Below are 24,382 nucleotides of genomic sequence, written 5' to 3' on the forward strand. Positions count from 1 at the left end.
GTGCTCGAGGGGGCTGAGGGCGAGGAGACAGCGGTTGTGGGGGAGTTGGGGACAGGCTTGGTCATGTCCTGTTCCTTTGCTGACCTTTTGAGACCTCAAAGCTTCACAGGAGCATCCATGGTCACACGTACCCGTAGGTAGGGTGAGGGACTTCGTCCGCTTGCTCGAATCCACCGTCTTCGGGTTCCCATGGCTCCCTCCGTCCCCGCTTCGCACGCGCAGCGGTTACGGTGCTGACGTGCTGATCGATGGGGAGGGGGCGGGAACGATGCCTGGAACGGTGCTGCTGCTCGCGGCTTCGCCGGTGGGCAAGAGGTCTCTGGTGGACGCGGCGTCGGTGCTTCCCGTGCTCGCGGCGGTGGCGCCCGCGGTGCTCTCCGGCGCGGACACCGCGAACGTCGTCGAACTCGCCGACCCCCTGGAGCCCCAGGCCGTCCTGACCCGCCTGCGTGCCGCCGCCACGGCCCCCGGCCCACTGACGGTCTTCGTCACCGGCCAGCTCCAACTCGACCGCCGCCAACGGCTTCCGCACCTGGCCCTGGCCCGTACGACCCCGTCGACCGTCCGCTACACCGGCTTCCCCTGGCACTGGATCCGTGAGGAGCTCCGGCTGCGCGCGCCCGGCGGTACGACGGTGTTCGTCGACCTGCACGCCGACGCGGAGACCTGGCAGCACCTGGTCACGCAGCCGCTCGCCGTCGGCCCGGGAGTCCGGCTGTACGGCCGGATCGCCCCGCCCCCGCCCCGCCGAACGCTCGCGCTCCCGACCTACATGAAGTCCGTCGCCACGATCCTGCGCAGCGGCCACCGCCCGGCACCGGACCAGTTGCACCAGCAGGCGCTGACGCGGGTGGCCGGGGAGGAGCCGGACGCCGCCCGGCGGGACATCGTGCTGGCGGTGGAGTCGCCCGCGCCAGCGGTTCCGACGCCGTTCGCGACGACGGCGCCAGCCGTCCCCGCTGCCGCATCGTGGGAGGCGCCTGCGCCGTTCGTTCCTGCCGGCTCGCGGCCGGAGGCGCCCGCATCCTTTGCCCCGGCTGCCGCACCGCAGGAGGTGCCTGCGTCGGCCGTCCCCGCTGCCGCATCGTGGGAGGCGCCTGCGCCGTTCGTTCCTGTCGGCTCGCGGCCGGAGGCGCCCGCATCACTTGCCCCCGCTGCTTCACCGCCAAAGGTGCCCGCGCCCTTCATCCCCGCCGCCTCCCCGCCGGAGGCGCCCGTACCCTCCGCCTCCTCCGATCCCTCCGACCCCCACGCCGAAATCGCCTCCGCCGTGGAGGCCGGGCGGCACGGTGACGCCGACCGGCTGGCTGCCCGCTGGGAGCAGGACGCGTTGCGTGCGTACGGGCCCGGTGCGGACGAGGTTGTGCACTGGATGGAGGTACGGGCCGATCTGGCCATGTTCGCCGGGGACGCCGTGCGCAGCTGTCGGACCTGGCTGGCCGTGGCCGACGCGCGGCTCGGCGCGGGGCAGTCGCCGGACGCCCCCGCCGTCGAGGCGGCCGCCGACCGGGCCCACCACCAGTGGGGCCGTATCGCCGAGGCGGCCCCTGCTCGCGAACTGGGAGCCTCCCTCGCCGAGTTGCGCGCCCGCGTGCCGGGCCGTCGCGAGGGCGCCCTCCAGCACGTACACCAGCGCCTGGAGCAACTCCGGGCGACGCAACAGGTCGGCTGATTGCGGGACCCGGGGGTCGGGGACCGGGACGTACGGTCTACGCGGGATCCACCCTCAACCCCGCCGCCGTGGCGAACTCCCGGACCCCCTCCTCGAACCCGACCTCCGGTTTCCACCCCAACTCGCCCCGCACCCGCGCCGAATCGGCCGTGATGTGCCGGACATCGCCGAGCCGGTACTCCCCGGTGACGACGGGCGCGGGCCCGCCATGGGCGGCGGCCAGCGCTTCGGCCAGCTCGCCGACGGTGTGGGGATCGCCGCTGCCGACGTTGTACGCCCGGAACGGGGACGCGTCCGAAAGGGCCTCCAGCGCCAGCACATTGGCGGAGGCCACATCCCGTACGTGCACGAAGTCCCGCCGCTGGCCCCCGTCCTCGAAGACCCGGGGCGACTCCCCGCGAGCCAGCGCGGACCGGAAGAAGGAGGCGACCCCGGCGTACGGGGTGTCACGCGGCATCCCCGGCCCGTACACGTTGTGGTACCGAAGCGAAACCGTCCGCCCGCCCACCGCACGAGCCCACGAGGCGGCCAGATGCTCCTGGGCGAGCTTGGTTGTGGCGTACACGTTCCGCGGATCGACGGGAGCGTCCTCACCCACGAGCCCCGGCGCCAACTCATCCCCACACACAGGACAGTTGGGCTCGAAGCGACCGGCGTCCAGGTCGGCGACAGCCCGCGGCCCGGGCCGTACGACTCCATGCCGACCGCACTCGTACCGCCCCTCCCCGTAAACGACCATGGACCCGGCGAGCACCAGCCCCCGCACCCCCGCATCCGCCATGGCCGACAACAACACAGCGGTCCCGAGATCATTGCTGCTCACATACGCGGCAGCGTCCTCGAACCCCTTCCCCAGCCCCACCATGGCGGCCTGGTGACACACGGCGTCCACCCCGTCGAGCGCCCGCTCGACACTCTCCCGATCCCGCACATCACCCCCGGACACAAGGTCGTAGACGACCCCCTCATGCCCCCGCGCCCGAAGCGCCTCCACAACCGCCGACCCGATAAACCCGGCTCCGCCGGTGACCAGTACTCGCATACGAAGACGCTAGGCCCGCCACCCGCCGGAACGGCGCTTCCGCGCCCAGCACGTCACGACACCGTAAGAACCGCGCCGAGCCCATGCTGCTCGCGGAGGTCGATCACCGCCGGCGAAGCGAGGTCAGCCATGCCTACCGACCCCAGTGATGAGTTTTCGCGCCCGCACCCGTCACACCTACGACGGGACACGACGAGGCGGAAGGATGACGTGATGAGTGCGGATACGTGGCTGGAGGAGCTGGGCGTGAGCGGTCTGGGCGAGAGCGGTCTTGGCGAGGTCGACGAGGCGGCGTTCTCGGGGCTGGCGGAGCGGCACCGGCGGGAGCTGCACGTGCACTGCTACCGGATGCTCGGGTCGTTCGATGACGCCGAGGACACCGTGCAGGAGACATTCCTGCGTGCCTGGCGGCGGCGGGAGACCTTCGAGGGGCGGTCGACGTTCCGGGCCTGGCTGTACCGGATCGCCACCAACGCCTGCCTGGACCTGATCGCCAAGGGCCGCCCGGAGCCCGCGACCGGCGGCGAGGTGCTGTGGCTGCAGCCCTACCCGGACCGGCTGCTCGACGAGCTGCCCGCGGGCGACGCGGACGAGCCGGAGACCGTCGCCGTCGCGCGGGAGACGATCGAGCTGGCGTACCTGGTCGCGGTCCAGCACCTCGCGCCGCGCCCGCGGGCCGTGCTGATCCTGCGGGACGTGCTCGGCTGGCGGGCGAAGGACGTCGCGGAAGTCCTCGGGGTCTCCGTCAACTCCGTGAACAGCGCGCTGCAGCGGGCCCGTGCCGGCCTGCGGGAGCACCTGCCCGCCGACCGGCAGGACTGGACCGGCGGCGAGGAGGACGCCGGGACGCGCGAGCTGGTACGCCGCTACACCGACGCCAGCGTGGCCACGGACATCCCGGCGCTCACCGCGATGCTGCGGGACGACGTCCGCTGCTCGATGCCGCCCACGCCGGGCCTGCACGTCGGCCGCGACGCGGTGGTGAACGACTGGGTCGAGGGCGGCTTCGAGGGCATGAAGGGCCTGCGCGCCGTCCTCACCTCTGTGAACCGCCAGCCCGCCGCCGCCTTCTACCTCTGGCAGAAGCAGGAGGGCGCGTACCTGCCGCTGACGATCGACGTCCTGCGCGTCACCGGCGGGGCGATCGCCGAGATCGTCACGTTCCACGACGACCAGTTCCCGCGACTCGGTCTGCCCGAGCGCCTGCCGGCGGACGGAACGGAGTAGACCTGGCACGGAGTGGTCCTGGCGCGGACGCTCACCTGTCGTCGCGGCGCTGGCCCAGGCCGTTCACCTCACCGCCCCGTCAGCATCTCCAGTGCCCCCGACACCAGCGTCCGTACCCCCGGCCCGACCGTCGCCAGGTCGGGGGCGAAGTGGGGGCTGTGGTTGCTCGGGACCGCGGCGAGTTGTCGCATCAGGTCGCCGGCTGTGGCTGCCGCGTTCCAGACGTCGGCGGGGGTGCTCGTCACGAACCAGTACGCGTACGGGAGGTCGCCGTCGGCGAGGACGGGGAAGTCCTCGCTGCCCATGACGGGGCCGAAGTCGAGGATCGTTTCCGGGCCGAAGACCTCGCCGTGGACGGCGGCTACGCGGCGGTCGGTTTCCAGGTCGTTCACGGTGACCGGGAAGCTGCTGCCGATCGTGATCGTGGGGTCGGTCGGGCAGCCCGCCGCCGCGCACTCGCCCACCGCGATGCGGCGGATCGCGGCGAGCATCTGGTCGCGTGCGGCGGGGGACTGCGTACGGAGGTTGAGGGCGATGTGCGCCTCGGACGGGATGATGTTGTGCCGGGTGCCCGCCTCGATCCGGCCGACCGTCAGGACGGCGGACTCGCGGGCCGCCAACTCCCTTGATACGACGGTCTGCAGGCGCGTCACGATGTACGCGGCCGTCACCACCGGATCGACCGTCGCCTCGGGCCGGGACCCGTGGCCGCCCACCCCGTGCACCACGATGTCGACGTCCGTCGAGGCGGACATGATCAGGCCGGGCGAGTGCGCGTACAGCCCGGCCGGACCCGGCGTCGCGTGCTGCGCGAGCAGAACGTCGGGGCGCGGGAAACGTTCGTACAGCCCGTCCCCGACCATCGCCGCCGCCCCCTCGCCGGTCTCCTCGGCGGGCTGGCCCACCACGAGCAGCGTGCCGGACCAGGTGTCCCGCCCGTCCGCGAGCGCGGACGCGGCGCCCGCCAGCCAGGTGACGTGCAGATCGTGCCCGCAGGCGTGCATGACGCCGGGCGCCTCGGAGGCGTACGGCAGCCCCGTCTCCTCCGCGACCGGCAGCGCGTCCATGTCGCCGCGGAGGAGGACGGTCGGCCCGTCCCCGTTGCGCAGCAGCCCCACCACACCCGTACCGCCGACGCCCTCGGCCGTCTCGTACCCGGCCGCCCGCAGCCGCTCCGCGAGCCGCCCCGCCGTGCGGTGCTCGGCGAGGGACAGCTCCGGATGGCGGTGCAGGTCGCGGTAGAAGTCCTCAAGGGCGGGGAGCGGGAGGTCCCCGGTGAGGTCCAGCGCGGTGCGGGCGGCGGCAGAGGTCACGAATGGCAGCGTACGGTCATGTCTTCATCTCCGCGCCTTGTCTGCGCCTCCGCCTTGGCGTCGCACTCGAACCACACGGCCTTGCCGGTACGGCCGCCGCCCGTCAGCGGCTGCCAGCCCCAGCGGTCCGTGACCGCCTCGGTGATCAGCAGGCCCCGGCCGCCCTCCGCCAGTTCGTCGTCCACAGCTGTGGACGACGGCGGCGACGGGCAGGCGTCCGTCACCTCCACCCGCACCCCCTCGGCCGTCCGCAGCATCGCCAGTGAGCAGCGCCGCCCCGGTACGTGGCGGACGACGTTCGCGATCAGCTCCGTGAGTGCGAGGCCCGCCGCGTCGATCAGTTCGGGCATCTCCCATGCCATGAGGTACGCCCGGAGGATGCGGCGCAAGTGCCGGGCCGAGTGGTCACCGACGGTGAAGTTGCCGCCATACCTGGCGCCAAGACCCGCCTCTTGAAGGTCAGTTGCGTGATTCACGTCACCAGAGTGGAGTGATCCGATTACGCTCGGCTACACCCGGAACGAAACGATGTGCCGTGTGCACTTGGGAGTTGGCGCCGCATGGTGAATATCCGCCACCTCGACCCCAGCGCGAGCCCGCTGGACTACTACGGCGCCGAACTGCGCCGCTACCGCGAGGCCGCCGGCCTCAGCCAGAAGCAGTTGGGTTCCGCCGTGTTCTGCACCGGGTCCCTGATCGGGCAGATCGAGACGGCGCACAAGGTCCCGACGCGGGAGTTCAGCGAGCGGGTTGATGTGGCCCTCGAGACGGAGGGGGCCTTCTCGCGGTTGGTTGGGCTGGTGCTGCGGTCGCAACTGCCGAGTTGGTTCCAGCCGTACGCGGACATGGAGGCCAGGGCCACGTACATCTCCACGTTTCAGGCGCAGGTGGTGTACGGGCTTCTGCAGACGGAGGAGTACGCACGTGCCGTGATCGGTGCCCCGGAGCCGGAGGGCGTTGACGAGTTGGTCGCGGCCCGGATGGAGCGGCAACGCATCCTGCGGAAGGAGAAGCCACCGCTGGTCTGGGTGGTACTGGACGAGGCGGTGCTGTGTCGCCCCATGGGCGGCCGGGAGGTCATGCGAAACCAACTCGCGCACCTGTTGAGCTTTCGCAACCAACGGCGGGTCAAGATCCAGGTGTTGCCCTTCTCTGCGGGCCAACACCCGGGTCTGACGGGCGGGTTCAATCTCCTGCGCTTCGACGATGACCCGGACATCGTCTACACCGAGGACTTCGTCCAGGGGCACATGACCGCCAACCCGGACAGCGTCAGCGAGGGCTGGCTCCATTACGATCAACTGCAGGCTGCCGCACTCTCGGTGCAGGACTCGGCAGCGCTGATCGCCCACGTAATGGAGGAGCGCTATGGAGACCAGCCAGGGGCTGACAGCCGCGATGTGGCGTAAGTCCAGTTACAGCGGCAGCAGCGGCGGTGACTGCGTCGAGTGCGCCCCGCTCGGCAACGCCGAGTGGCGCAAGTCGACGTACAGCGGAACGAGCGGCGGCGAATGCGTCGAATGCGCCTCCCTCGGGACCGCCGAGTGGCGCAAGTCGACCCACAGCAGCAGCAACGGAGGTGACTGCGTCGAGGTCGCCGACCTCACCCCCCACATCGCCGTCCGCGACTCGAAGAACCCCGAAGCCGGCGCCTTCACCGTCACCCCCAACGCCTTCACCACCTTCGTCACCTCCCTCTGACCCCCGAGGGAGGGGGCCCTACCCCTCAGCCCCGTACGTCCCGTACTCGGGAAGCCCCGTCGATTCGAGGACGAGGATCGTCAGGCCGCCCGGTGTCGTCTCGTTGCTCACGAGGCGGAAGCCCGCCGGGGCGCCGCCGTCCGGGAACAGGCGGCGGCCGGTGCCTACGACTACCGGAGCGATCGCGAGGCGCAGTTCGTCGATCAGGCTGGCGGCCAGGAGCGACTGGCCCAGGCGCGCGCTGCCGTGGATCTGGAGATCGCGGCCGGGCTGCCGCTTCAGTTCGGCGACCTGGGCGGGGATGTCGCCGGAGAGGATCGTGGTGGGATTCCAGTCGGCTCGGGTGAGGCTGTTGGAGGCCACGTACTTCGGCAGGCCGTTCAGGATGGCGGCGGACGGGTGCTCGGTCATCTTCGGCCAGTCCCGCGCGAAGTTCAGATACGTGCGGCGGCCGAACAGGAACGCGTCCGCCTGCTCGAGCCAGGTGCCGGCCAGCCGCTCGAAGGCCTCGTCCAGATGCGGTACGAACCAGCCGCCCTGGGTGAATCCGTCACTCGTGTCCTCGTCCGGGGCGCCCGGCCCCTGAGAGACACCGTCCAGCGACAGGAACTCCTGCAGTACCAATTTCATCGCGCACCACTCCCTTTTCGGCAGGGGCCGCCAACCGTCCCCTCGCCTTTATGGACCCGGTGCCGCAGGAAAACTCATCGGTCCGAGCCGAGCCGATCGGTCCGAGCCGATCGGCCCGGTCCGAGCCGTTCAGCCCGGAAACCGTCAGCGATGCGGCCCCGCCGCCCCCGCGCTGATCAGCGCCGCGCAGGCGACGATCGCGGCGCACAGGGCCGGGAGGTAGCGGACCGAGACATGGCGGGTCGAGACGTGGCGGACCGTGATGTGGAGCGCCGAGACATAGCGCGTGGACATGCGTCGGAACACGGCGACAACCTCGCATCGTCAGTGCGTTAAGTGGGGGGCAATCGTAGGTTTAACGCGCCGCTTAACGTAGAGCGGAACGGGCCGAGGGGCAAGAGGTCTCGGAATTCTCCTGCCCCTTTCTCGGGAGCACTAACTGGCTTGTTACGAACGGAAGTTGGCTTACCAGTAGAGGTAAGTCGACTTGCTGGCATGCTTGGCCCATGGCCGAGCGTGACGACCCGGGAATCATCGGGCGCCGAGTCCAGCAGCTGCGTACCGAACGCGGGCTGACACAGAAGCAGTTGGCGGAAGGGAAGTACACGCCGGCCTACATCTCCACGCTGGAGGCGGGGCGCGTACGGCCCTCGGAGGAGGCGTTGCGGCACATCGCCGCCCGGCTCGGCGTCGCGTACGAGGAACTGGCCACCGGCCGCCCCGCCCACCTCGCCACGACGCTGCGCCTGCGGCTCACCGACGCGCAGCGCACCCTCGCCACCGGGGAGGCGGAGGCCGCGGCCGAGCAGTACGCGGCGCTGCTGGCGGAGGCCGAGGCGCACGGGCTCGACGCCGAGTGCGCGGCCGCCCTGCTGGGCCTCGGCGAATGCGCCCTGGAGTCCGGCGACCTGGTCGTGGGCCGGCTCCGGTTCGAGGAGGCGGAGAAACGGCTCGCGGACGCGCCGTTACCGATCCGGGTGCCGGCCCTGCGCGGACGCGCGGTGGCCCACTACCTCGCGGGCGAACTCCGGTACGCCTGCTACCTGTTGGAGTCCGCCCTCGACGAACTCAACCGCACCGGCCTGCACGACCCCGGCGCCCTGGTCCTCCTCTACGCGAGCGTGATCGGGCCGTACATGGACATGGGCGCCCACGCGCGCGCCGCCCAGGCCGCGGAGTTCGCCCTGGCGCTGGCTCCGCAGGTGGAGGATCCGGCGCTGCTGGCCCGTATGCACCGCTCGGTCGCCCGTACGCTGCTCGCCGAGGGCCGGATCACGGAGGCGGACGCGTCCCTGGCGAAGGCGGCGGAACTGTACCGCCAGCTCCAGACCCGTACGGAACTCGCCAACTGCCACTGGATGCGCGGCTACGTGTACGCCCAGAACGGCCAACTCGACCGCGCCGAGAGCGAGTTGCGCGAGGCCCGGGCGATCCTCGCCGCGAAGCGCGCGACGCTCTACACCAGCCAGGTGGTGGTGGAACTGGCCGACGTCCTGCACCGCCGGGAAAAGTCGGCCGAGGCGGCGAAGCTGCTGCGCGATGTGCTCGGAGATCTGACCTCGGAACGCGGCGCTGTTCATGCGGCGGCGGCTCATCGCCTGCTGGGGATCATCGCCGAGGACACACGGGACACGGAGTCGGCCGAGGAGCACTACGTACGGGCGCTCAGCCTGCTGGAGCGGGCGGGCGCTGCGGGAGATCTGGCCGACCTGTGCCGCATGCTGGGCGACCTGTTCCGGCGCACGGGCCGGGTGGAGGCGGCCCTGGACGCGTACCGCACGGGCCTGGGCCACCAGACCGCACCGGGCACGACGACGCTGGGCCCGGCACCGGCACACCCGCCACTCTGACGCTCACACGCCCTCCCGGCCAAGGCCCGGCCAAGGCCCGGCCCAGGAAGGTCTGAGTGTTCGGCCGAACTGCCGGAAGCCTGGGGTAGTCATCCAGATGACGGGTGGGTAAGTATGTGGTTATGACCGCGGCCCATCGCGCCATGACTCTCCTGGAGAGCTGGCCGAACCTGGTAAGTGGCCCGCCCAAGTGCACCGTTGGGCAGGCTTTCGCTTCGGCGGGACACGAGATCGTCCATTTCCACACCGCCGATTCCGCCGATCTCCACCTCACCAGCACGGCGGTCGAACGCCTGCTCCCCCAGCTCCGCCACAGCAGCGCCATACGCGTACGCCCCGGCGCCTCCTGGATCACCGTCCTCCTCGACTGCGACTCGGACGTCGAACTCCTGCTGGTCCTTGTGAGCGTCGCCCTCAAGGAACACAGCGAGGAGAACGGCGAGGGGGGCGGTAGCGAGGAAGCGCGGCGCCGCCCGTCCCTGCCCTGCGACTGGGAACGCCCGGCCGAACTGCCCGCCGTCCCCGCCGCCCGCCCGGGAGCGGCCCGCCGCATGGTCGACCGGCTCATGCCCCACGGGCACTGACGCAGCCGACACGGCCGACCCAACTGGCACGGCGGACCCAACCGACACAGACGCCCTACGTGCGCTCACAGAGGCGTACGTTCCGGCACAGGCGTACGTCACGACGCCGTACCGCTCGGCATCGTCCGCACCGGCGCAGGCGTCGTCGCGGGCACCGGCATCGGCGTGGGCGCCGCTCCCACCACCGCCACCACCGCACCCGGATCGAGCCGCCGGTACAACCACTCCGCGTCGCCGCGGCGCAGCCCGATCCATCCCGTCGTGCTGTCGTAGTTGCCGGGCGCCTTCTCGTCCACGGTGAAGGCGACGATGTAGTTCGTACGGTTCTGGGGGGTGCGCAGCCGGATCACCCACGGCGCCTTCGTCTCGTACCGTCGCCCGAATCCGAACGTGTCGCCCGGCAGCATGGCGACTTTGTCCTTGCCGGTGACCGTCATACGGCCCGTCGGCGTCGGCGTCCTGGCCGCCCCCGCGGAGATGGGCAGGACGCGCCCCCCGACCACCAGTTCACGCCGGGAGAGGTTCACGGTGGCGGCGGGCAGCGAGCCGGCGGCGGACGACGGAGCCGGTGCCTTGAGCGTGGCCGCGGGCGGCCTGGAGTGGTGGCCCTCCTTCCCGCCGACGAAGGCCATGCTCAGGACCACCGAAACGGCCGCCACCGCACTGGTACCGACCGCGGCCAGGGAGGCGTGCCGACGACGGCGGCGGCGTACGGCACGACGGCGGATCTCGGCCCCCGGGACGGGCGGCAGGCTCTCGTGATCGTCGGCCAACTCGTTGAGGGCGAAGGCCAGTTCGCGGCGGGACTCGGCGGGCCGGGGCTCATCGGACACGGTCGTCCTCCCTCTCAGCCAGTTCATCGGCCTCGCTCAGCCACCGCGCCAGCGCCGCGCGGCCGCGGGACAGCCGGGCCTTGACCGTGCCCACGGGCGCACCGGTTTCGGAGGCTACCTGTTCGACACTGAGGTCGCACAGATGGTGAAGTACGACGGCTCTGCGCTGCGCTTCGGGCAGTTCCCGCAACGCCTGGACCAGCGCGGTGCGCTCGGGACCCGGCCCCGGCATGTGCTCCGGCGGCGGATTGCGGCGCACCAGTTCCAGCCAACGCCTCGCCCGCCGCCAGCGGCTCACCGCGAGCCGCATCGCGACGGTACGGATCCACGCCTCGGGAGCCCCCTCGGCCAGGAACTCCCGCCGCCGGTCCCAGGCACGTACGAACGCCTCCTGGACGACGTCCTGCGCCTCGCCGTGGTCCCCGGTGAAGGCGTAGAGCTGGCCGGTCAGCCGCGGGAACGCGGCGGCGTAGAACGCGTCGAACTCTTCCTCGGTCATGCCCCCCGCCGGAGTCTGCGGGACGCCGTGCAACCCGGTCGTCTCCGCCGCGGGTACGGGTCCCTGGGTCGGGTGTACGGGTCGGGTGTACGGGTCCCTGGGTCGCGTACATCGAAGCACAACACGGGAGTTGGCCGAGGGGGCAGCCGGGGGTCGGCCGGGTTCAGCGCTTCTCGTACGGGTTCGAGGGCTGGTCCACGCGTTGCACGGAGGTGGCGTTCAGGACCGGGCGGGCCTCGTCCGAGCCGGGCTTGCCGGTGCGGTGCCAGGTGCCGGTGACGGTGACCCAGGTGTCGCGGGCGGGGGCCTTGGAGCCGCGGACCTGGACCTTCAGGGGCGCGGCGTCGGCGGCGCAGCAGTTGACGAAGAGGCGGGCGACGTACCACCTGCCGTCGTCATCCTTCGTCACGAAACCGGTCAGCCGGAGGGTGCGCCCCTTCATGGAGGCGCCGCTGTCCCACTGCGCACGCGACGCGAACGCGTTCAGCGTCAGCTCGACCGGGTCTCCGGCCGGGAGCTTCGGGAAGGTGCCGACGCCCTGCGCCGCGACCTTCGCCTCCTCGCGCTCGGCGCTGTACGAGCCGAGGGCGGGCGGCGGGTAGATGAGGAGGGCGAGGGCGGGGGCGGCGAGGAGCCAGGCGATACGGGGGCTGCGGCTGTGGTCGTGGCCGAGACCTTGATGGTCCTCGTGCCCGTGATCGCCGTCGCCGTTCTCACGCCTGACGAGGCCCAGCACCCCGAGCACGAGCAGCAGCACCCCGGACATGACCAGATACGGCCGCAGCCCCTCTTTCACATACCGCAGATACAGCTCGCTGAAGAGGGACACCCTCAGCAGCGCCGCCCCGCACAGAAGCAGCAGCACCCCCTGCGTACGGAACCTCATAGCAGCCACCACCCCACGCCCACACTGCCCGCCACGGCCACGACCCAGGTCACGGACGAGAACCGGATGGCGAAGGCCCGCCCGAAGGTACCCGCCTGGAGGGCGAACAGTTTCAGATCGACCATCGGCCCGACCACCATGAACGCGAGCCGCGCGGTGGGCGAGAACCCGCTCAGCGAGGCCGCGACGAAGGCGTCGGCCTCGGAGCAGACGCACAGTACGACGGCGAGTACGGCGAGCAGCAGCACCGACAGCCAGGGCGAGTCGGTGAAGACGTCGAGCACGGAGCGCGGGACGAGGATGTTGAAGGTCGCCGCGGCGGCCGCGCCCAGGACGAGGAAGCCGCCCGCGTGCAGAAAGTCGTGCTGCAGCCCGTCCCGGAACCCGCGCCACCCGGTAGGGGACGCGCCCTTGCCTGTCGTACGCCGCGGGGGCAGCCACTCCTCCTTCCCGAACCGGACCCACAGCCACCCCATCACCACGGCGGTGCCGAGCGAGGCGACGAGCCGGGCGCCGACCATGGCCGGGTTGCCCGGAAAGGCGATGGAGGTGGCGATGAGCACGATGGGATTGATGGCGGGCGCGGACAGCAGAAAGGCGAGCGCGGCGGCCGGCGCGACTCCGCGCCGCATCAGACTGTCGGCCACCGGCACGGAGGCGCACTCGCACCCGGGAAGCACCACCCCGGCCGCCCCCGCGACGGGCACGGCGAGCGTGGGCTTCTTCGGCAGTACGCGACTGAAGACCCGCTCCGGCACGAATGCCCCGATCCCCGCCGACACCGCCGTACCCAGCAACAGGAACGGCATCGCCTGCACAGCGATGGACGTGAACACGGTCCACCAGGCCGCCATGGCAGGCGTAGCGAGATCGAGCGCGAACATCGGCCCGAGCACGGACCCGATGGTGACGATCGCGACGAGGGCAACGCCCCCCACGACGACATACACAAACCCCCGCGCGGCCAACCGCGCCCCGTCGGCCAGACTCCCTCGCTCCTCCACGCCCCTTGCTTCCCGCCTCACCCGGTCGCACGCCCGTACGCTCCCGGCAGATTAACCGGTGCCGCTGTGCGGGCTCCTCGGTGCCTTGGTGTCAGGCGCGTGCCAGTGTGCCCGCGATCAGCGTGGCGGTGGCGTGTTCCAGGGTGGTGCGCAGGTCCAGGCGGAGCACGCTCACGGTGGGGTCGGCTTCGTAGGCGGCGGCAGTGCTGGCGGAGGGCCGGCAGTAGGACGAGAGGGCGCCGGCCAGGATCATCGTCATCATGGCCACCGTCAGGGCGTCGTCGCCGAGTTCCGGCACGTACTGGCGGATGAGGTCGGCCGTGTTCGTGAGGCCGGCGATGGCCGACCGCTTGTGGCGCACCACCACGTCGACGGACACGTTGTGCTCCAGCACATTGGGCTGTGCGTTGATGAGATCGAGCAGCACCGTGTGGCGGGCGAGGGACGCGCTGAGTACCGCGGCCACCTGGTCACCGCGTTCGCGCGCCGACAGGTGTGGGTCGACACCCTTGGCCAGTTCGTCCGGCACCTCCGCCAGGCATCTCGCCATGGCCCGCTCCAGCAGTTCGAACAGCACCGCCTCACGTGACTCGAAGTAACGCAGCACGTTCGACTTGGCCAGCCCGACCCGTCGGCTCAGCTCGTTGAGGCTCACGTCGGCCACCGGCATCTCGTCGAGCATCGCCGCCGCCGTGTCCAGGATCGCCTGGCGCCGGATCTCGCGCTGCTCCTTGCTGCGTGCCCGCTGGAATGTCATGCGCCCCAGTTTACAAACCAGCGGTCTCTTGACATCAGACCACTGGTCTCTTACTGTCGAGGCCGTAACAGACCAACGGTCTATAAGGAGACTGTCATGAAGTGGACCGAGCGCGACATCCCCGACCAGAAGGGTCGGGTGGCGGTCGTGACCGGCGCCAACACCGGCCTTGGCTTCGAGACCGCCCGTGCCCTGGCGGAACACGGAGCGACGGTGGTGCTGGCCGTGCGGGACGTCGAGAAGGGCAGGCAGGCGGCCGCCCGCATGTCCGGTGACGTCACCGTGCAGGAGCTGGACCTGACGTCGCTGGAGTCGGTCCGCGCCGCCGCGGCCGACCTGCACGGAACGCACACGGGGATCGACCTGCTGATCAACAACGCCGGTGTGATGTACCCGCCGAAGCAGACCACGCGCGACGGCTTCGAGCTGCAGTTCGGCACCAACCATCTCGGCCACTTCGCGTTCACCGGGCTGGTGCTGGACCTGCTGCTCCCCGTGCCGGGCTCGCGGGTGGTGACGGTCAGCAGCCTCGCCCACCGCGTCCGGGCCGGCATCCACTTCGACGACCTGCAGTCGGAGCGGTCCTACAGCCGCGTAGCGGCCTACGGGCAGTCGAAGCTGGCGAACCTGTTGTTCACCTACGAGCTGCAACACCGCCTCGCCTCGCTCGGCACCACGATCTCGGTGGCCGCACACCCGGGTCTGGCCAATACCGATCTCATGCGCAACCTCCCGGCCGCGATGCGGGTGATCAGCCCCCTGATCGCGCCCTTGATGAGCCAGAAGCCGGAGATGGGCGCACTACCGACCCTGCGCGCGGCCACCGACCTCGCAGTCCACGGCGGCCAGTACTACGGCCCCGACGGAATGGGCGGCTCCCGAGGCCACCCGAAGCTCGTCGAGTCCACCCCGGAGTCCTACGACCGGACAGTCCAGCAACGCCTGTGGACAGTCTCCGAGAACCTCACCGGCGTGAAGTTCCCTGTCTCTGCCTAGGCCTTGGGGAGGTGGGTCACCTCGTTTGTCAGGTCGTCGCGGCTTTGCCCGTCACACGGGTCGATGGCGGCGAAGTCGAGGGCACCTGGGCGACGGCTGTCAGCGGTTCGCGGACCCGTTGGCGGTAGCGTGCGTGAAGTCGACGACGTCGCCCTGGGCAAGCTCCGGATCCCCGACATCAGCATCACCTCGCGCGAGGCGATGCTGACCGACGATCCACTGGACCCGCACGAGATCCTTCTCGCCATCGAGATCGTCTCCCCGTCGAACCCGGCCAACGACTACGAGGCCAAGAGCCGTGACTACCCGGCGATGGGGATCGAGCACTACCTCATCCTCGATCCCCGCGACGGCACCTGGACCTACCAGTGGGACATCGACACGAGCGAAGGGTGCCCCGCCTACGGCAACCGCCTGCACAAGCAGCCGTACGGAACTCCGCTCGAAATCAACACCGCACTGGGCACCTGGAAGCTCGACACAAGCGGGCTGCCGCTCTACTCCCGCAAGGAGATGATGCTGTCGCCCGAACCCGACGGTGACGACTGACGTAGGCGTCGCCCTTACTCCGACCGTCCCATGGTCACCGTGCGTGTACCCGGGGTGAAGTCCGCGAAGGACTGGTCCCAGCTTTCGGTGGGCCAGTGGTAGGTGACCTGGCCGTCGGTGGGGCGGTAGTGGGCGGTGTAGACGGTGCCCAAGCCCGTGTCGTACGCGGAGTTGTACAGCGGAGGCTTCAGCAGTGCCGCGAGGTCCGGGCCCGCCGCCCTGACCGTGGCCAGCCGCTTCTGGGTCCGGCTCTGCTGTTCCTGCTCGTCCGGGACCGGCAGGTGCTGGTGGTTGGTGGCGCAGGCGTCCGGGGCCTCGGTGAGGGGGATGTCGGGGCCGACGTACACGGTTGTGGCGCGGTCGGCGTCGACGAGGGTGACGTTCTGCGGGATGCCGATCGGGATCGTACGCAGCTTGTCCACCGCCTCGTCGACCGTCTCGCAGGTCTCCAGCAGATACCGCAGCACGATGAGGATGGCGAAGCCGGGCCCGTGTACGAAACGTCCGCCGAAGGTGAGCGACACGGCGAGGCCGGCGTCGTTCATACCGTCCAGCAAGCCCCAGCCGGCGTCCTGCATGCCGATCACGGGCCGGAGGAAATGCGAGGAGACGATGGTGCCTTCGCAATCGGCGGGGTCGAAGTCGTAGTTGCGCAGCAGGGTGCCGCCGACGCCGATCTGGCTGCAGCCCGCGAAGAACGGCCGTATGCCGGCGAGGGTGAGGAAGGTTCCGCCTCTGGGCCGGTCGAGTTGGGCCGCCAACCGGTCGAGTACCGGTACCAGTTCCGGCATATGAGCCTCGAACAACTCCCGCGCCCGGGCGGCCCCCTCCGGGGTCTTGCTCTCCTCGGTCAGCCACTTGTCCGCGGCCGGCCACAGAGCCTGCGTATGAGCGGCCCAGATCCCGTCGTTGCCGTCACCGATGTCGAGGGCACGAAAGGTCTTCGGCTGCTGGGGCATGGGTGCTGCTCCCTTGGCGGGGTGGGTGGAGCGGGGGCGAAGTTCGGTCAACGTACCGAAATTCAGGGCGAATTCACCAGAGTTCCGTTCGGATCAGGTACTCGTGGGTGGTTGCGACCAGCCACGACGAGCCGGCAGTCGAGCTGCGCGCCCCAACCCCTACGAACCCAACCGCTCAACCGCCGGAGGCATTCGCGTTGCCCGTCTGCCAGGCCCACGCCGCGATCTCTACGCGGTTCCTCGCTGCCAGTTTGATTTGGACGCTGGCCAGGTGGGTCTTGACCGTGGAGAGGGATACGTACAGGTCGGCGGCGATCTCGGCGTTCGTGCGGCCGAGGGCGACGAGGCGTACGACGTCCAACTCGCGGTCGGTGAGCGGTTCTTGGGGCTGGGCCGGGGTCGGCGCGGTCGGCGTGGGGGTCGCTGTCGGGGCCGTGACGTGTTTGAGGAGGCGGACCGTGATGGAGGGGGAGACCAGGGAGTCGCCCGCCGCGGCCGCACGGACCGCCTCCGCGAGGAGCGTGGGGCCGGAGTCCTTGAGGAGGAAGCCGCAGGCTCCGCCGCGCAGGGCGCCGTAGACGTACTCGTCGAGGTCGAAGGTCGTCACCACGACGACCCGCATCGGGTCCGGAACCTCCGGGCCCGCCAGCAGCCGCGTCGCCTCCAGGCCGTCCATCTTCGGCATACGGATGTCGAGCAGGCACACGTCCGGCCGGGCCTCCCGGGCCAGCGCGACGGCCTGCTCCCCGTCCGCCGCCTCGGCGACCACGGTGATGTCCGGCTGCGCGTCCAGGAAGAAACGGAAGCCGGTACGCACCATGTCCTGATCGTCGGCGATCAGGACGCGGATGGGGCGGTCGCGCTCGGTCGTGGCTCGCTCGGTCATGGCCCGAATCCTGCCGCATGGGGGTGAGCGGCGGCGACTACCCCAGAGGTCCTGCTCAGAAGTCCTTCTCCGGCCAGTCCAGCAGCCGCGCCCCGATCACCGCCGTCTGCAGCGTGTACCGGTGCACCGGGTCCGCCGGATTCGCGCCGGTCAGCCGGTGGATCCGGTCCAGCCGGTACGTGAGGGCCCGCACGCTCAGCGACAGCCGGCGGGCCGCCTCCGCGGCGACGCAGCCCGAGGCGAAGTACTCGGTGAGGGTGTCGAGGAGCGGCCGGGCTCCGCCGCGGGCCTGCCGCAGCGGGCCGAGGGCACTGCGCACCAGGTCCGCCATGGCCTGGCGGTCGCGGGTGAGGACGGGGTAGACGAGGAGGTCGGCGGCGCGGAGTACGGGGGCGTCGAGTTCCAGGCGCTCGGCCAGGTCGAGGGCGTTCAGGGCCTCCTCGTACGACTGGACGACGCCGCCGGGGCCGGGCTGCGGGCGGCCGATGGCGACCTGGCCGCCGTCGGTCGCCGCGTACGCCTGCTTGGCGAAGAAGGCGAGGACCTCGTCCTGGTCGCCGGGGGCGATGCAGACGAGCCGCCCGTCCTTGGTGGTGACCAGGATGCTGCGGTCGCCGAACCGGCCGATCAGCGCGCGCTCCACCTCGCGGGAGACGACGTCGCCCTCGTCGTACCCGGCCCTGCCATGCGCCACGGCGACGGCGTGCGCGTGGGACAGGCGCAGGCCGAAGCGTTCGGCGCGCTGGGCGAGCCGGCCCAGGTCGCTGCGTCCGTACAGCAGGTCGTCGATGAACTCCCGGCGCGCCGCCTCCTCTTGGCGTACGGCCTGCCGCTGGGCCCGCTCGTATCCCTCCGCGAAGGCGTCGACGGTCTGCTCGACGGCGGCGAGCACGCTGTCCGTGGAGGCGAGGTTCGCGGCCGGCCATTGGGCGCGGGCGGCGGCCAGATGCGCGCCGACGAGGGCGCGGAGGCCGTACCCGGCCTCGGCGGCCCGTTCACCCAGCGCCCGGCGGGAGTCGAGTTCGTCGCGGGTCAGCCGGCGGCCGGTCGCGGAGGCGTCCGCGAGAATGACGGCGAAGCCGTCGAGGTATTCCTCGGGTACGTCCTGCCCCGCCATCAGTGCCCCCGGATACGTCATCAGCCCTTGACGCCTTTCTAACGCATACGCGGCTGGGGCGGATCGCCAGGGAGTGGTTTACCTGCTTCCTTGCGAGGAGGCTCCGGCGTTCACGTCGGGGAGGAATCGCATCCTGGTGTCGCGACGCGGAGCGTCGCCGCATCCGGTTCAGGGCGCGGAGCGCCCGTACCGCTGCAGGCCTCGCCGAGGATGATACGAACGCGCGTGCCTGTGATCACTGGTTGGGGTGGTGGTCACGGGGTCGGGTGAGTTTGTGCGGCTGTCGTACATACGATCCTTCGCAGGGTTCGGGACGGCATAGTGTCCCGGCCGGGACCGTGAGGGGGCGAGATGGCGCAGGTGACGGCGGCTGCGGAGGGCGAGCAGGCCCGCTACACCTACCGGCTGCGCGTGTCGTCCACCGCCCGCACGCTGCTGATGGCGGAGTGGGACCGGTGCCGGTGGGTGTGGAACGAGTGCGTGGCCAAGTCGAAGCAGGTCCACGCCTGGAACCAGAACCGTCCCGAGGACACCGACAAGCAAACGTGCGGCCCGGCGCAGCTCGACAAGATGCTGACCGAAGCCCGCGCCCGCACGCCGTGGCTGCGCGAGGGCTCGTCGGTTCCCCAGCAGCAGATCATCCGCGACTTCGGCCGCTCCCGCACCAAGGCGCAGAAGGACATCCGTGAGGGGGTTGCCCAGCACCGCCGGGCGGGGATGCCGACGTGGAAGACCAAGCGCGAGGCGCTGCCGACCCTCAACTACACCAAGCGCGGGTTCCGGTTGAAGGACGGCCGGCTGCACCTGGCGGGGGGCATCGTCGTGGCGGTGGTGTGGTCGCGGGAACTGCCCGCCGAGCCGTCCAGTGTGCGCCTGTACCAGGACAGCCTCGGGCACTGGTACGCCAGCTTCGTCGTCCCCGCCCAGGTGCAGCCCCTGTCGGAGACCGGCCGCGTGCTGGGCGTCGACTGGGGCGTGAAGGAGACCGCGACCACCACCTCCGACGCGCACGACCTGCCGCACGCCCAGCACGGCAGGAAGGCCCAGGCGAAGCTGACCCGGTACGACCGGATGGTGGCCCGCCGCAAAACGAAGAAGGGCAAGAGCGGGTCGAAGGGCTACCGCGAGGCGAAGACACTGCGGGCGAAGGCGCACCAGAAGGTCGCCCGGCAGCGTGAGGACACCGGCCGCAAGTGGGCCAAGAAGGTGGTCCGCGACCACGACGCCCTCGCGGTGGAGGACTTCAAGCCGAAGTTCCTGGCCAAGACCACCATGGCCCGCAAGGCCGCCGACGCCGCCATCGGCGCCACCAAGCAGGCCTTGATCGAGATGGGCCGCAAGCACGGGCGGGACATCCGCCTGGTACACCCCGCGCACACCACGATGGACTGCGCGCAGTGCGGAGCGAGAGCCAAGCACGTACTGCCGCTGGGTGAGCGCACCTACACCTGCACCGCATGCGGAGTGTCCCGTCCGAGGGACAAGAACTCCGCCCGCGTGATGCTCGTCCGGGCTGGTCTCAACCCGGCTGGTGCCGAGGGCACAAGACCTCCTGGAGCGCTGCTCCAGGAGGCGGCCTGAGCCAGGAATCCCCTCCCCCTTCGGGGAGGGGAGGATTCAATGCCGGAACAGGGCACAAGGGGGCAGAACTGAGCCCCGGTGCCAGTGTCTTCCCCCGTCGACACCAAGGCACCGGGGCCCGTATCCGTCCCCCGTGCTCCCCTTGTTTCCTGCCCCGTCATCCTGGCCCGCGGCCGGCCCCCTGCGTATGGGCCGGAACCGGCATCAGGACGGCGTAAAGATTGCCGGAGTACGGCAGTGTGCGATGGGGCACATGCCTGGGATGATTCCCGTACGCCGAGGTGGTCGGCGTACGCGGGGGACACGGGGGGCGTACCGCATGACCTTCTTTCTCGGTCTCGGCATCGCGGGGATCGTTCTGCTCGTCCTGGCGCTCGTCTTCGACGGGGTGCTGGAAGGGCTCTTCGACGGGGCCGGGGTCCTGGACGGGCTGTTCGACGGGCTGCTGTCGCTGCCGGTCATTGCCGGGTTCATCTCGATGCTCGGATTCGGCGGGGCGATCGTGCTCGGCACGACGGGCCTCGGAGCCGGACCCGCCACCGTCGTGGGCGTCGGCGCGGGTGCCGGGGCGGGCTGGCTGACCTGGAGGCTCAGCCGGGCTCTGATGCGGGACGAACCCGCCGTCACGCCGCGTAGCGAGGACCTGGTGGGCTCCTCGGGCTCCGTGGTCACCGCGATTCCGGCCGACGGCTATGGCGAGGTGCTGCTGTATCTCGCGGGCCAGCCGGTGAAGTACGCGGCCAAGAGCCCCGTTCCGATCGCGCGGGGTGCCGAGATCTGGGTCGAGGGGACCTTGTCGACGACGTCGGTGACGGTCCGCCAGGTCGAGCGCTGACCGGACGGCCACGGGCGGCCACCCAGCACACCGCGCACACCAAACCACCCACCACAGACCTCGCACATCATTCGTACGTACCGATCTGCCGTCCACGGGCCGGCAGGGGGGAAGTCATCATGAGTCCAGTCGTCATCGCAGTCGTCGGAGTCGTCGTACTCCTCGTGCTGCTCGCGCTCGTCGTCATCACCCGGTACAAGGTGGCCGGGCCGAGCGAGGCGTTCATCGTCACCGGGCGGCGCGGCAAGACATCCACCGATCCGGACACCGGCCGCATCTTCACCGACAACAGCGGCCAGAAGGTCGTGGTCGGCGGCGGCGTGTTCGTCGTGCCGTTCGTGCAGCAGAAGTTCACCCTCGATCTGTCCTCGCGGCACATCCCGATCGCGGTGCGCGGCGCGGTCACGCTGCGCGGAGTGAAGGCCAACCTCGAAGGCGTGGCCATCGTCAAGGTCGGCGGCTCCGAGGACTCGATCCGTGCCGCGGCCCAGCGGTTCCTGATGCAGCAGGGCGGGATCGTCGGCTTCACCCAGGAGGTGCTGTCCGGCGCGCTCCGGTCCATCGTGGGCCGGATGTCGGTGGAGGACATCATCCGGGACCGGGCCGCGTTCGCCGGGCAGGTGGCGGAGGAGGCCGAGGCGAGCCTGTCCGGGCAGGGCCTGGTGCTCGACGCCTTCCAGATCCAGGACATCACCACCGAGGGCTCCTACCTGGAGGACCTGGGCCGTCCGGAGGCCGCGCGAGCCAAGCAGGAGGCCGACATCGCGGAGGCGGTGGCCCGGCGGGCCGCCGAGCAGGCGCGGCTGAAGGCCGAGGAGGAGATCGCGATCGCCCAGCGGACGTTCGCGCTGAAGCAGGCCGAGATCAAGGCCGAGACGGATCAGGCGGTTGCCCAGGCGAACGCCGCGGGGCCGCTGGCCGAGGCCGCTCGGCAGCAGGATGTGCTGAGCGAGCAGGAGAAGGTGGCTCAGCGGCAGGCCGCGCTGACCGACCGCGAGCTGGACACCAAGATCCGTAAGCCCGCCGACGCCGCCCGCTACCAGGCCGAGCAGGAGGCCGAGGCCCGGCGGATCGCGCAGGTCAAGGAGGCCGAGGCGGACGCCCAGCGAGCCAGGCTGACCGGTGAGGGCGAGAAGGCGCACCGTGCGGCGCTCGCCGACGCCGTACGCATCGAGGGCGAGGCCGAGGCCGCCGCGATCGGCGCGAAGGGTGCCGCCGAGGCCGAGGCGATGCGGAAGAAGGCGGACGCGTTCGCGCAGTACGGCGACGCGGCCGTGCTGCAGATGCTGGTCGAGGTACTGCCGCAGGTCGTCGCCAAGGCGTCCGAGCCGCTCAGCGCGGTCGACAAGATGACGGTGATCTCTACGGACGGCGCCAGCCAGCTGTCGCGTACGGTCGCCGACAACGTCGCGCAGGGCATGGAACTCCTCAGCTCCACCACGGGAGTTGACCTCGCCGAGCTGCTGAAGGGGATCACGGCGGGCAAGACGGCCGTACCCGCGGAGGCGGCCAACGGGAAGATCGAAGTGACCGGCTGACCGAGGATCGAGTGACCGGCTGACCGTGGAGGCCGGCGTCCGCCCAGGGGCGCCGGCCTTCATGCGGGTTGCGTACGGTGCGCATGTGGGGCGGAGGCAGCCCCGTGGACACGTACGTACGGATCGGACAGGGGACCAGCCATGGGCACACCACGCCTGAGCAGTACGCCGTTGCCGGGGATCGGGGTGCGCTACGACATGACGACACGTGAGCGGCGCCGGCTCTCGGTGGTCGCGCACCGGGACGGTGACCGGACGTTCAGCGCGTACCGCACGGACGACCCGGACGCCTGCTCCCTGTCCGTGCATCTGACGCCGAAGGAGGCGGCGGCCCTCGTCGACGCGCTGCTGCCCACGCACCACAGCCCGAATCTGCTGTCCACCACCGAGCTGGGACTGGTGGCCGAACGCCTCGAACTGGCCGGCACCTCGTACTGGAACGGACGGCTGCTCGGCGAGACCAAGATGCGTACCGAGACCGGCGCGTCGATCGTCGCCGTGCTGCGCCGGGCGGAGGCGATCCCCTCGCCCCCGCCCGACTTCCGGCTGGCCGGCGGGGACACCCTCATCGTGATCGGCACCCGCGAGGGCGTGGAGACGGCCGCGGCGATACTCGGACGGGAGTGAACCGGACGTGCACAGCTCCGCGGTCTTTCTGATCGAGTTCGGCGCCATCATCCTCGGCCTGGGGCTGCTGGGCCGGTTCGCCGGGCGGTTCTCGTTCTCGCCCATCCCGCTGTATCTGCTCGCCGGACTCGCCTTCGGGAAGGGCGGGTTGCTGCCGCTGGGTACCAGTGAGGAGTTCGTGGCGATCGGCGCCGAGATCGGGGTCGTACTGCTGCTGCTCATGCTGGGACTCGAGTACACGGCGAGCGATCTGGTCACGAACCTCAAGACCCAGTACCCGGCGGGCCTGGTCGACGCCGCCCTGAACGCCCTGCCCGGCGCGGCCATGGCGCTGCTGCTCGGCTGGGGTCCGGTGGCCGCCGTGGTCCTCGCCGGAGTCACCTGGATCTCCTCCTCCGGAGTCATCGCCAAGGTCCTCGGCGACCTGGGGCGGCTCGGCAATCGCGAAACTCCCGTGATCCTCAGCATCCTGGTCCTCGAAGACCTGTCGATGGCCGTCTATCTGCCGATCATCACCGCCCTGCTGGCCGGCGCGGGCCTCGCCTCGGGCAGCCTCACGCTGGCCATCGCGCTCGGCGCGGCGGCGCTCGTCCTCGTGGTCGCGGTGCGGTACGGGCGCCTCATCTCCCGTTTCGTCTCCAGCGACGACCCCGAGAAGCTGCTCCTGGTCGTACTCGGCCTGACGCTGCTGGTCGCCGGGCTCGCCCAGCAGCTCCAGGTCTCGGCGGCGGTGGGCGCGTTCCTGGTCGGCATCGCGCTGTCGGGGGAGGCGGCGGAAGGCGCGCACAATCTGCTCTCCCCGCTCCGGGACCTGTTCGCCGCCGTGTTCTTCGTCTTCTTCGGCCTGCACACCGACCCGGCCAGCATTCCGCCGGTGCTGCTGCCCGCGCTCGCGCTGTCCGTGGTCACCGCCGTCACGAAGATCGCCACGGGGTACTGGGCCGCCGGGCGGGCCGGGATCTCGACGAAGGGGCGCTGGCGCGCGGGCGGCACGCTGGTGGCGCGCGGCGAGTTCTCGATCGTGATCGCCGGGCTCGCGGTCACGGCGGGCATCGAACCGTCCCTCGGGCCGCTGGCCACGGCGTACGTCCTCATCCTGGTGGTGATCGGTCCGCTGACGGCTCGCTTCACGGAGCCGGTGGGTACGCGCCTGACGGCGATGGTCCGTCGGCCTCGTGGACACAGACATGCACGCGGCGATGGGCGACCCGGACCGCCCAGCGCGCCTGATCCCGACGATCCCCCTGCGCCGGGCAGGCGCGGCCGAGGAGATCGCAGCGGCGATCGCATGGCTCC

At 70.8% G+C, this 24,382-nt stretch carries 26 protein-coding genes; 13 read left to right on the top strand and 13 right to left on the bottom strand.

The genetic code is table 11. From position 1 onward, the window contains the following. Nucleotides 1–268: 268 nt before the first annotated feature. Nucleotides 269–1,672: a hypothetical protein gene (locus tag G6048_RS33275; protein WP_165343338.1), complete on the top strand. Its 1,404-nt coding sequence runs from the start codon at nt 269–271 to the stop codon at nt 1,670–1,672. 37 nt (nt 1,673–1,709) lie between these two features. Here G6048_RS33275 and G6048_RS33280 read toward each other — a convergent pair whose 3' ends face one another. Beyond that, nucleotides 1,710–2,714: an NAD-dependent epimerase/dehydratase family protein gene (locus tag G6048_RS33280; RefSeq protein WP_165343316.1), complete on the bottom strand. Its 1,005-nt coding sequence runs from the start codon at nt 2,712–2,714 to the stop codon at nt 1,710–1,712. Between the two features lie 213 nt (nt 2,715–2,927). Here G6048_RS33280 and G6048_RS33285 point away from each other — a divergent pair, with 213 nt between their 5' ends. Then, the gene (locus G6048_RS33285; RefSeq protein WP_165343317.1) at nt 2,928–3,941 is read left to right on the top strand and encodes an RNA polymerase subunit sigma-70; all 1,014 of its coding nucleotides are present in this window, start codon (nt 2,928–2,930) and stop codon (nt 3,939–3,941) included. A 68-nt stretch (nt 3,942–4,009) separates the two neighbouring features. Here the strand turns inward: G6048_RS33285 and G6048_RS33290 are convergent, their stop codons facing one another. Together G6048_RS33290 and G6048_RS33295 are read right to left on the bottom strand one after the other, a co-directional pair. Beyond that, entirely contained in the window at nt 4,010–5,254 is a 1,245-nt protein-coding gene (locus tag G6048_RS33290; protein ID WP_165343318.1) for an amidohydrolase, read from the bottom strand. Next, nucleotides 5,251–5,730 (bottom strand): ATP-binding protein, encoded by a 480-nt coding sequence (locus G6048_RS33295; protein ID WP_328827696.1) that lies wholly within the window; start codon nt 5,728–5,730, stop codon nt 5,251–5,253. The genes G6048_RS33290 and G6048_RS33295 overlap by 4 nt, the downstream gene beginning before the upstream one ends. Nucleotides 5,731–5,814: 84 nt before the next feature. Here G6048_RS33295 and G6048_RS33300 point away from each other — a divergent pair, with 84 nt between their 5' ends. Continuing rightward, complete coding sequence (locus tag G6048_RS33300; RefSeq protein WP_165343319.1) at nt 5,815–6,663, top strand: helix-turn-helix domain-containing protein; 849 nt, start codon at nt 5,815–5,817, stop codon at nt 6,661–6,663. After that, nucleotides 6,623–6,955, top strand: coding sequence for a DUF397 domain-containing protein (locus G6048_RS33305; protein WP_165343320.1), 333 nt, complete (start codon nt 6,623–6,625; stop codon nt 6,953–6,955). The genes G6048_RS33300 and G6048_RS33305 overlap by 41 nt, the downstream gene beginning before the upstream one ends. A gap of 18 nt (nt 6,956–6,973) precedes the next feature. On the opposite strand, the gene G6048_RS33310 is transcribed toward G6048_RS33305, so the two are convergent. Then, nucleotides 6,974–7,585, bottom strand: coding sequence for a dihydrofolate reductase family protein (locus tag G6048_RS33310; protein ID WP_165343321.1), 612 nt, complete (start codon nt 7,583–7,585; stop codon nt 6,974–6,976). A 144-nt stretch (nt 7,586–7,729) separates the two neighbouring features. After that, entirely contained in the window at nt 7,730–7,891 is a 162-nt protein-coding gene (locus tag G6048_RS33315; protein WP_165343322.1) for a hypothetical protein, read from the bottom strand. 200 nt (nt 7,892–8,091) lie between these two features. On the opposite strand from G6048_RS33315, the gene G6048_RS33320 reads away from it, so the two are divergent. Together G6048_RS33320 and G6048_RS33325 are read left to right on the top strand one after the other, a co-directional pair. Continuing rightward, nucleotides 8,092–9,435, top strand: a complete 1,344-nt coding sequence (locus tag G6048_RS33320) for a helix-turn-helix domain-containing protein (protein WP_165343323.1) — start codon at nt 8,092–8,094, stop codon at nt 9,433–9,435. A gap of 122 nt (nt 9,436–9,557) precedes the next feature. Beyond that, entirely contained in the window at nt 9,558–10,019 is a 462-nt protein-coding gene (locus G6048_RS33325) for a luciferase domain-containing protein (RefSeq protein ID WP_165343324.1), read from the top strand. A gap of 98 nt (nt 10,020–10,117) precedes the next feature. On the opposite strand, the gene G6048_RS33330 is transcribed toward G6048_RS33325, so the two are convergent. The 5 genes from G6048_RS33330 to G6048_RS33350 form a co-directional block, all read right to left on the bottom strand. Further along, nucleotides 10,118–10,852, bottom strand: coding sequence for a L,D-transpeptidase (locus G6048_RS33330; RefSeq protein WP_165343325.1), 735 nt, complete (start codon nt 10,850–10,852; stop codon nt 10,118–10,120). Further along, the gene (locus G6048_RS33335; protein ID WP_165343326.1) at nt 10,842–11,351 is read right to left on the bottom strand and encodes a SigE family RNA polymerase sigma factor; all 510 of its coding nucleotides are present in this window, start codon (nt 11,349–11,351) and stop codon (nt 10,842–10,844) included. The genes G6048_RS33330 and G6048_RS33335 overlap by 11 nt, the downstream gene beginning before the upstream one ends. Before the next feature lie 163 nt (nt 11,352–11,514). Beyond that, nucleotides 11,515–12,237: a TIGR03943 family putative permease subunit gene (locus G6048_RS33340; RefSeq protein WP_165343327.1), complete on the bottom strand. Its 723-nt coding sequence runs from the start codon at nt 12,235–12,237 to the stop codon at nt 11,515–11,517. After that, nucleotides 12,234–13,241 (bottom strand): permease, encoded by a 1,008-nt coding sequence (locus tag G6048_RS33345; protein WP_165343328.1) that lies wholly within the window; start codon nt 13,239–13,241, stop codon nt 12,234–12,236. The genes G6048_RS33340 and G6048_RS33345 overlap by 4 nt, the downstream gene beginning before the upstream one ends. A gap of 91 nt (nt 13,242–13,332) precedes the next feature. Next, nucleotides 13,333–13,998, bottom strand: a complete 666-nt coding sequence (locus G6048_RS33350; protein WP_165343329.1) for a TetR/AcrR family transcriptional regulator — start codon at nt 13,996–13,998, stop codon at nt 13,333–13,335. A gap of 96 nt (nt 13,999–14,094) precedes the next feature. Here G6048_RS33350 and G6048_RS33355 point away from each other — a divergent pair, with 96 nt between their 5' ends. Together G6048_RS33355 and G6048_RS33360 are read left to right on the top strand one after the other, a co-directional pair. After that, complete coding sequence (locus tag G6048_RS33355; RefSeq protein ID WP_165343330.1) at nt 14,095–14,994, top strand: SDR family NAD(P)-dependent oxidoreductase; 900 nt, start codon at nt 14,095–14,097, stop codon at nt 14,992–14,994. 129 nt (nt 14,995–15,123) lie between these two features. Then, nucleotides 15,124–15,543 carry a Uma2 family endonuclease gene (locus G6048_RS33360; protein ID WP_328827701.1) on the top strand — a complete coding sequence of 140 codons (420 nt, stop codon included), beginning with the start codon at nt 15,124–15,126 and terminating at the stop codon, nt 15,541–15,543. A 14-nt stretch (nt 15,544–15,557) separates the two neighbouring features. On the opposite strand, the gene G6048_RS33365 is transcribed toward G6048_RS33360, so the two are convergent. The 3 genes from G6048_RS33365 to G6048_RS33375 form a co-directional block, all read right to left on the bottom strand. Further along, nucleotides 15,558–16,502, bottom strand: a complete 945-nt coding sequence (locus tag G6048_RS33365; RefSeq protein ID WP_165343332.1) for a C45 family autoproteolytic acyltransferase/hydolase — start codon at nt 16,500–16,502, stop codon at nt 15,558–15,560. Between the two features lie 175 nt (nt 16,503–16,677). Further along, complete coding sequence (locus tag G6048_RS33370; protein WP_165343333.1) at nt 16,678–17,388, bottom strand: response regulator; 711 nt, start codon at nt 17,386–17,388, stop codon at nt 16,678–16,680. A 55-nt stretch (nt 17,389–17,443) separates the two neighbouring features. Then, entirely contained in the window at nt 17,444–18,505 is a 1,062-nt protein-coding gene (locus G6048_RS33375; RefSeq protein WP_165343340.1) for a PucR family transcriptional regulator, read from the bottom strand. 351 nt (nt 18,506–18,856) lie between these two features. Here G6048_RS33375 and G6048_RS33380 point away from each other — a divergent pair, with 351 nt between their 5' ends. The 5 genes from G6048_RS33380 to G6048_RS33400 all read left to right on the top strand — a co-directional run. Beyond that, complete coding sequence (locus tag G6048_RS33380) at nt 18,857–20,086, top strand: RNA-guided endonuclease InsQ/TnpB family protein (protein ID WP_165343334.1); 1,230 nt, start codon at nt 18,857–18,859, stop codon at nt 20,084–20,086. Between the two features lie 319 nt (nt 20,087–20,405). Next, a complete protein-coding gene (locus G6048_RS33385; protein ID WP_165343335.1) occupies nt 20,406–20,921 on the top strand; it encodes a hypothetical protein in 516 nt (171 codons plus the stop codon). Nucleotides 20,922–21,040: 119 nt separating this feature from the next. Beyond that, nucleotides 21,041–22,459 (top strand): flotillin family protein, encoded by a 1,419-nt coding sequence (locus G6048_RS33390; protein ID WP_165343336.1) that lies wholly within the window; start codon nt 21,041–21,043, stop codon nt 22,457–22,459. Nucleotides 22,460–22,600: 141 nt separating this feature from the next. After that, nucleotides 22,601–23,086: a cation:proton antiporter regulatory subunit gene (locus G6048_RS33395; RefSeq protein ID WP_165343337.1), complete on the top strand. Its 486-nt coding sequence runs from the start codon at nt 22,601–22,603 to the stop codon at nt 23,084–23,086. 7 nt (nt 23,087–23,093) lie between these two features. Continuing rightward, a partial coding sequence (locus G6048_RS33400) for a cation:proton antiporter (protein ID WP_328827704.1) occupies nt 23,094–24,382 on the top strand: 1,289 nt, incomplete at its 3' end.

Source organism: Streptomyces ureilyticus (assembly GCF_011045025.1).
Taxonomy (GTDB): domain Bacteria; phylum Actinomycetota; class Actinomycetes; order Streptomycetales; family Streptomycetaceae; genus Streptomyces; species Streptomyces ureilyticus.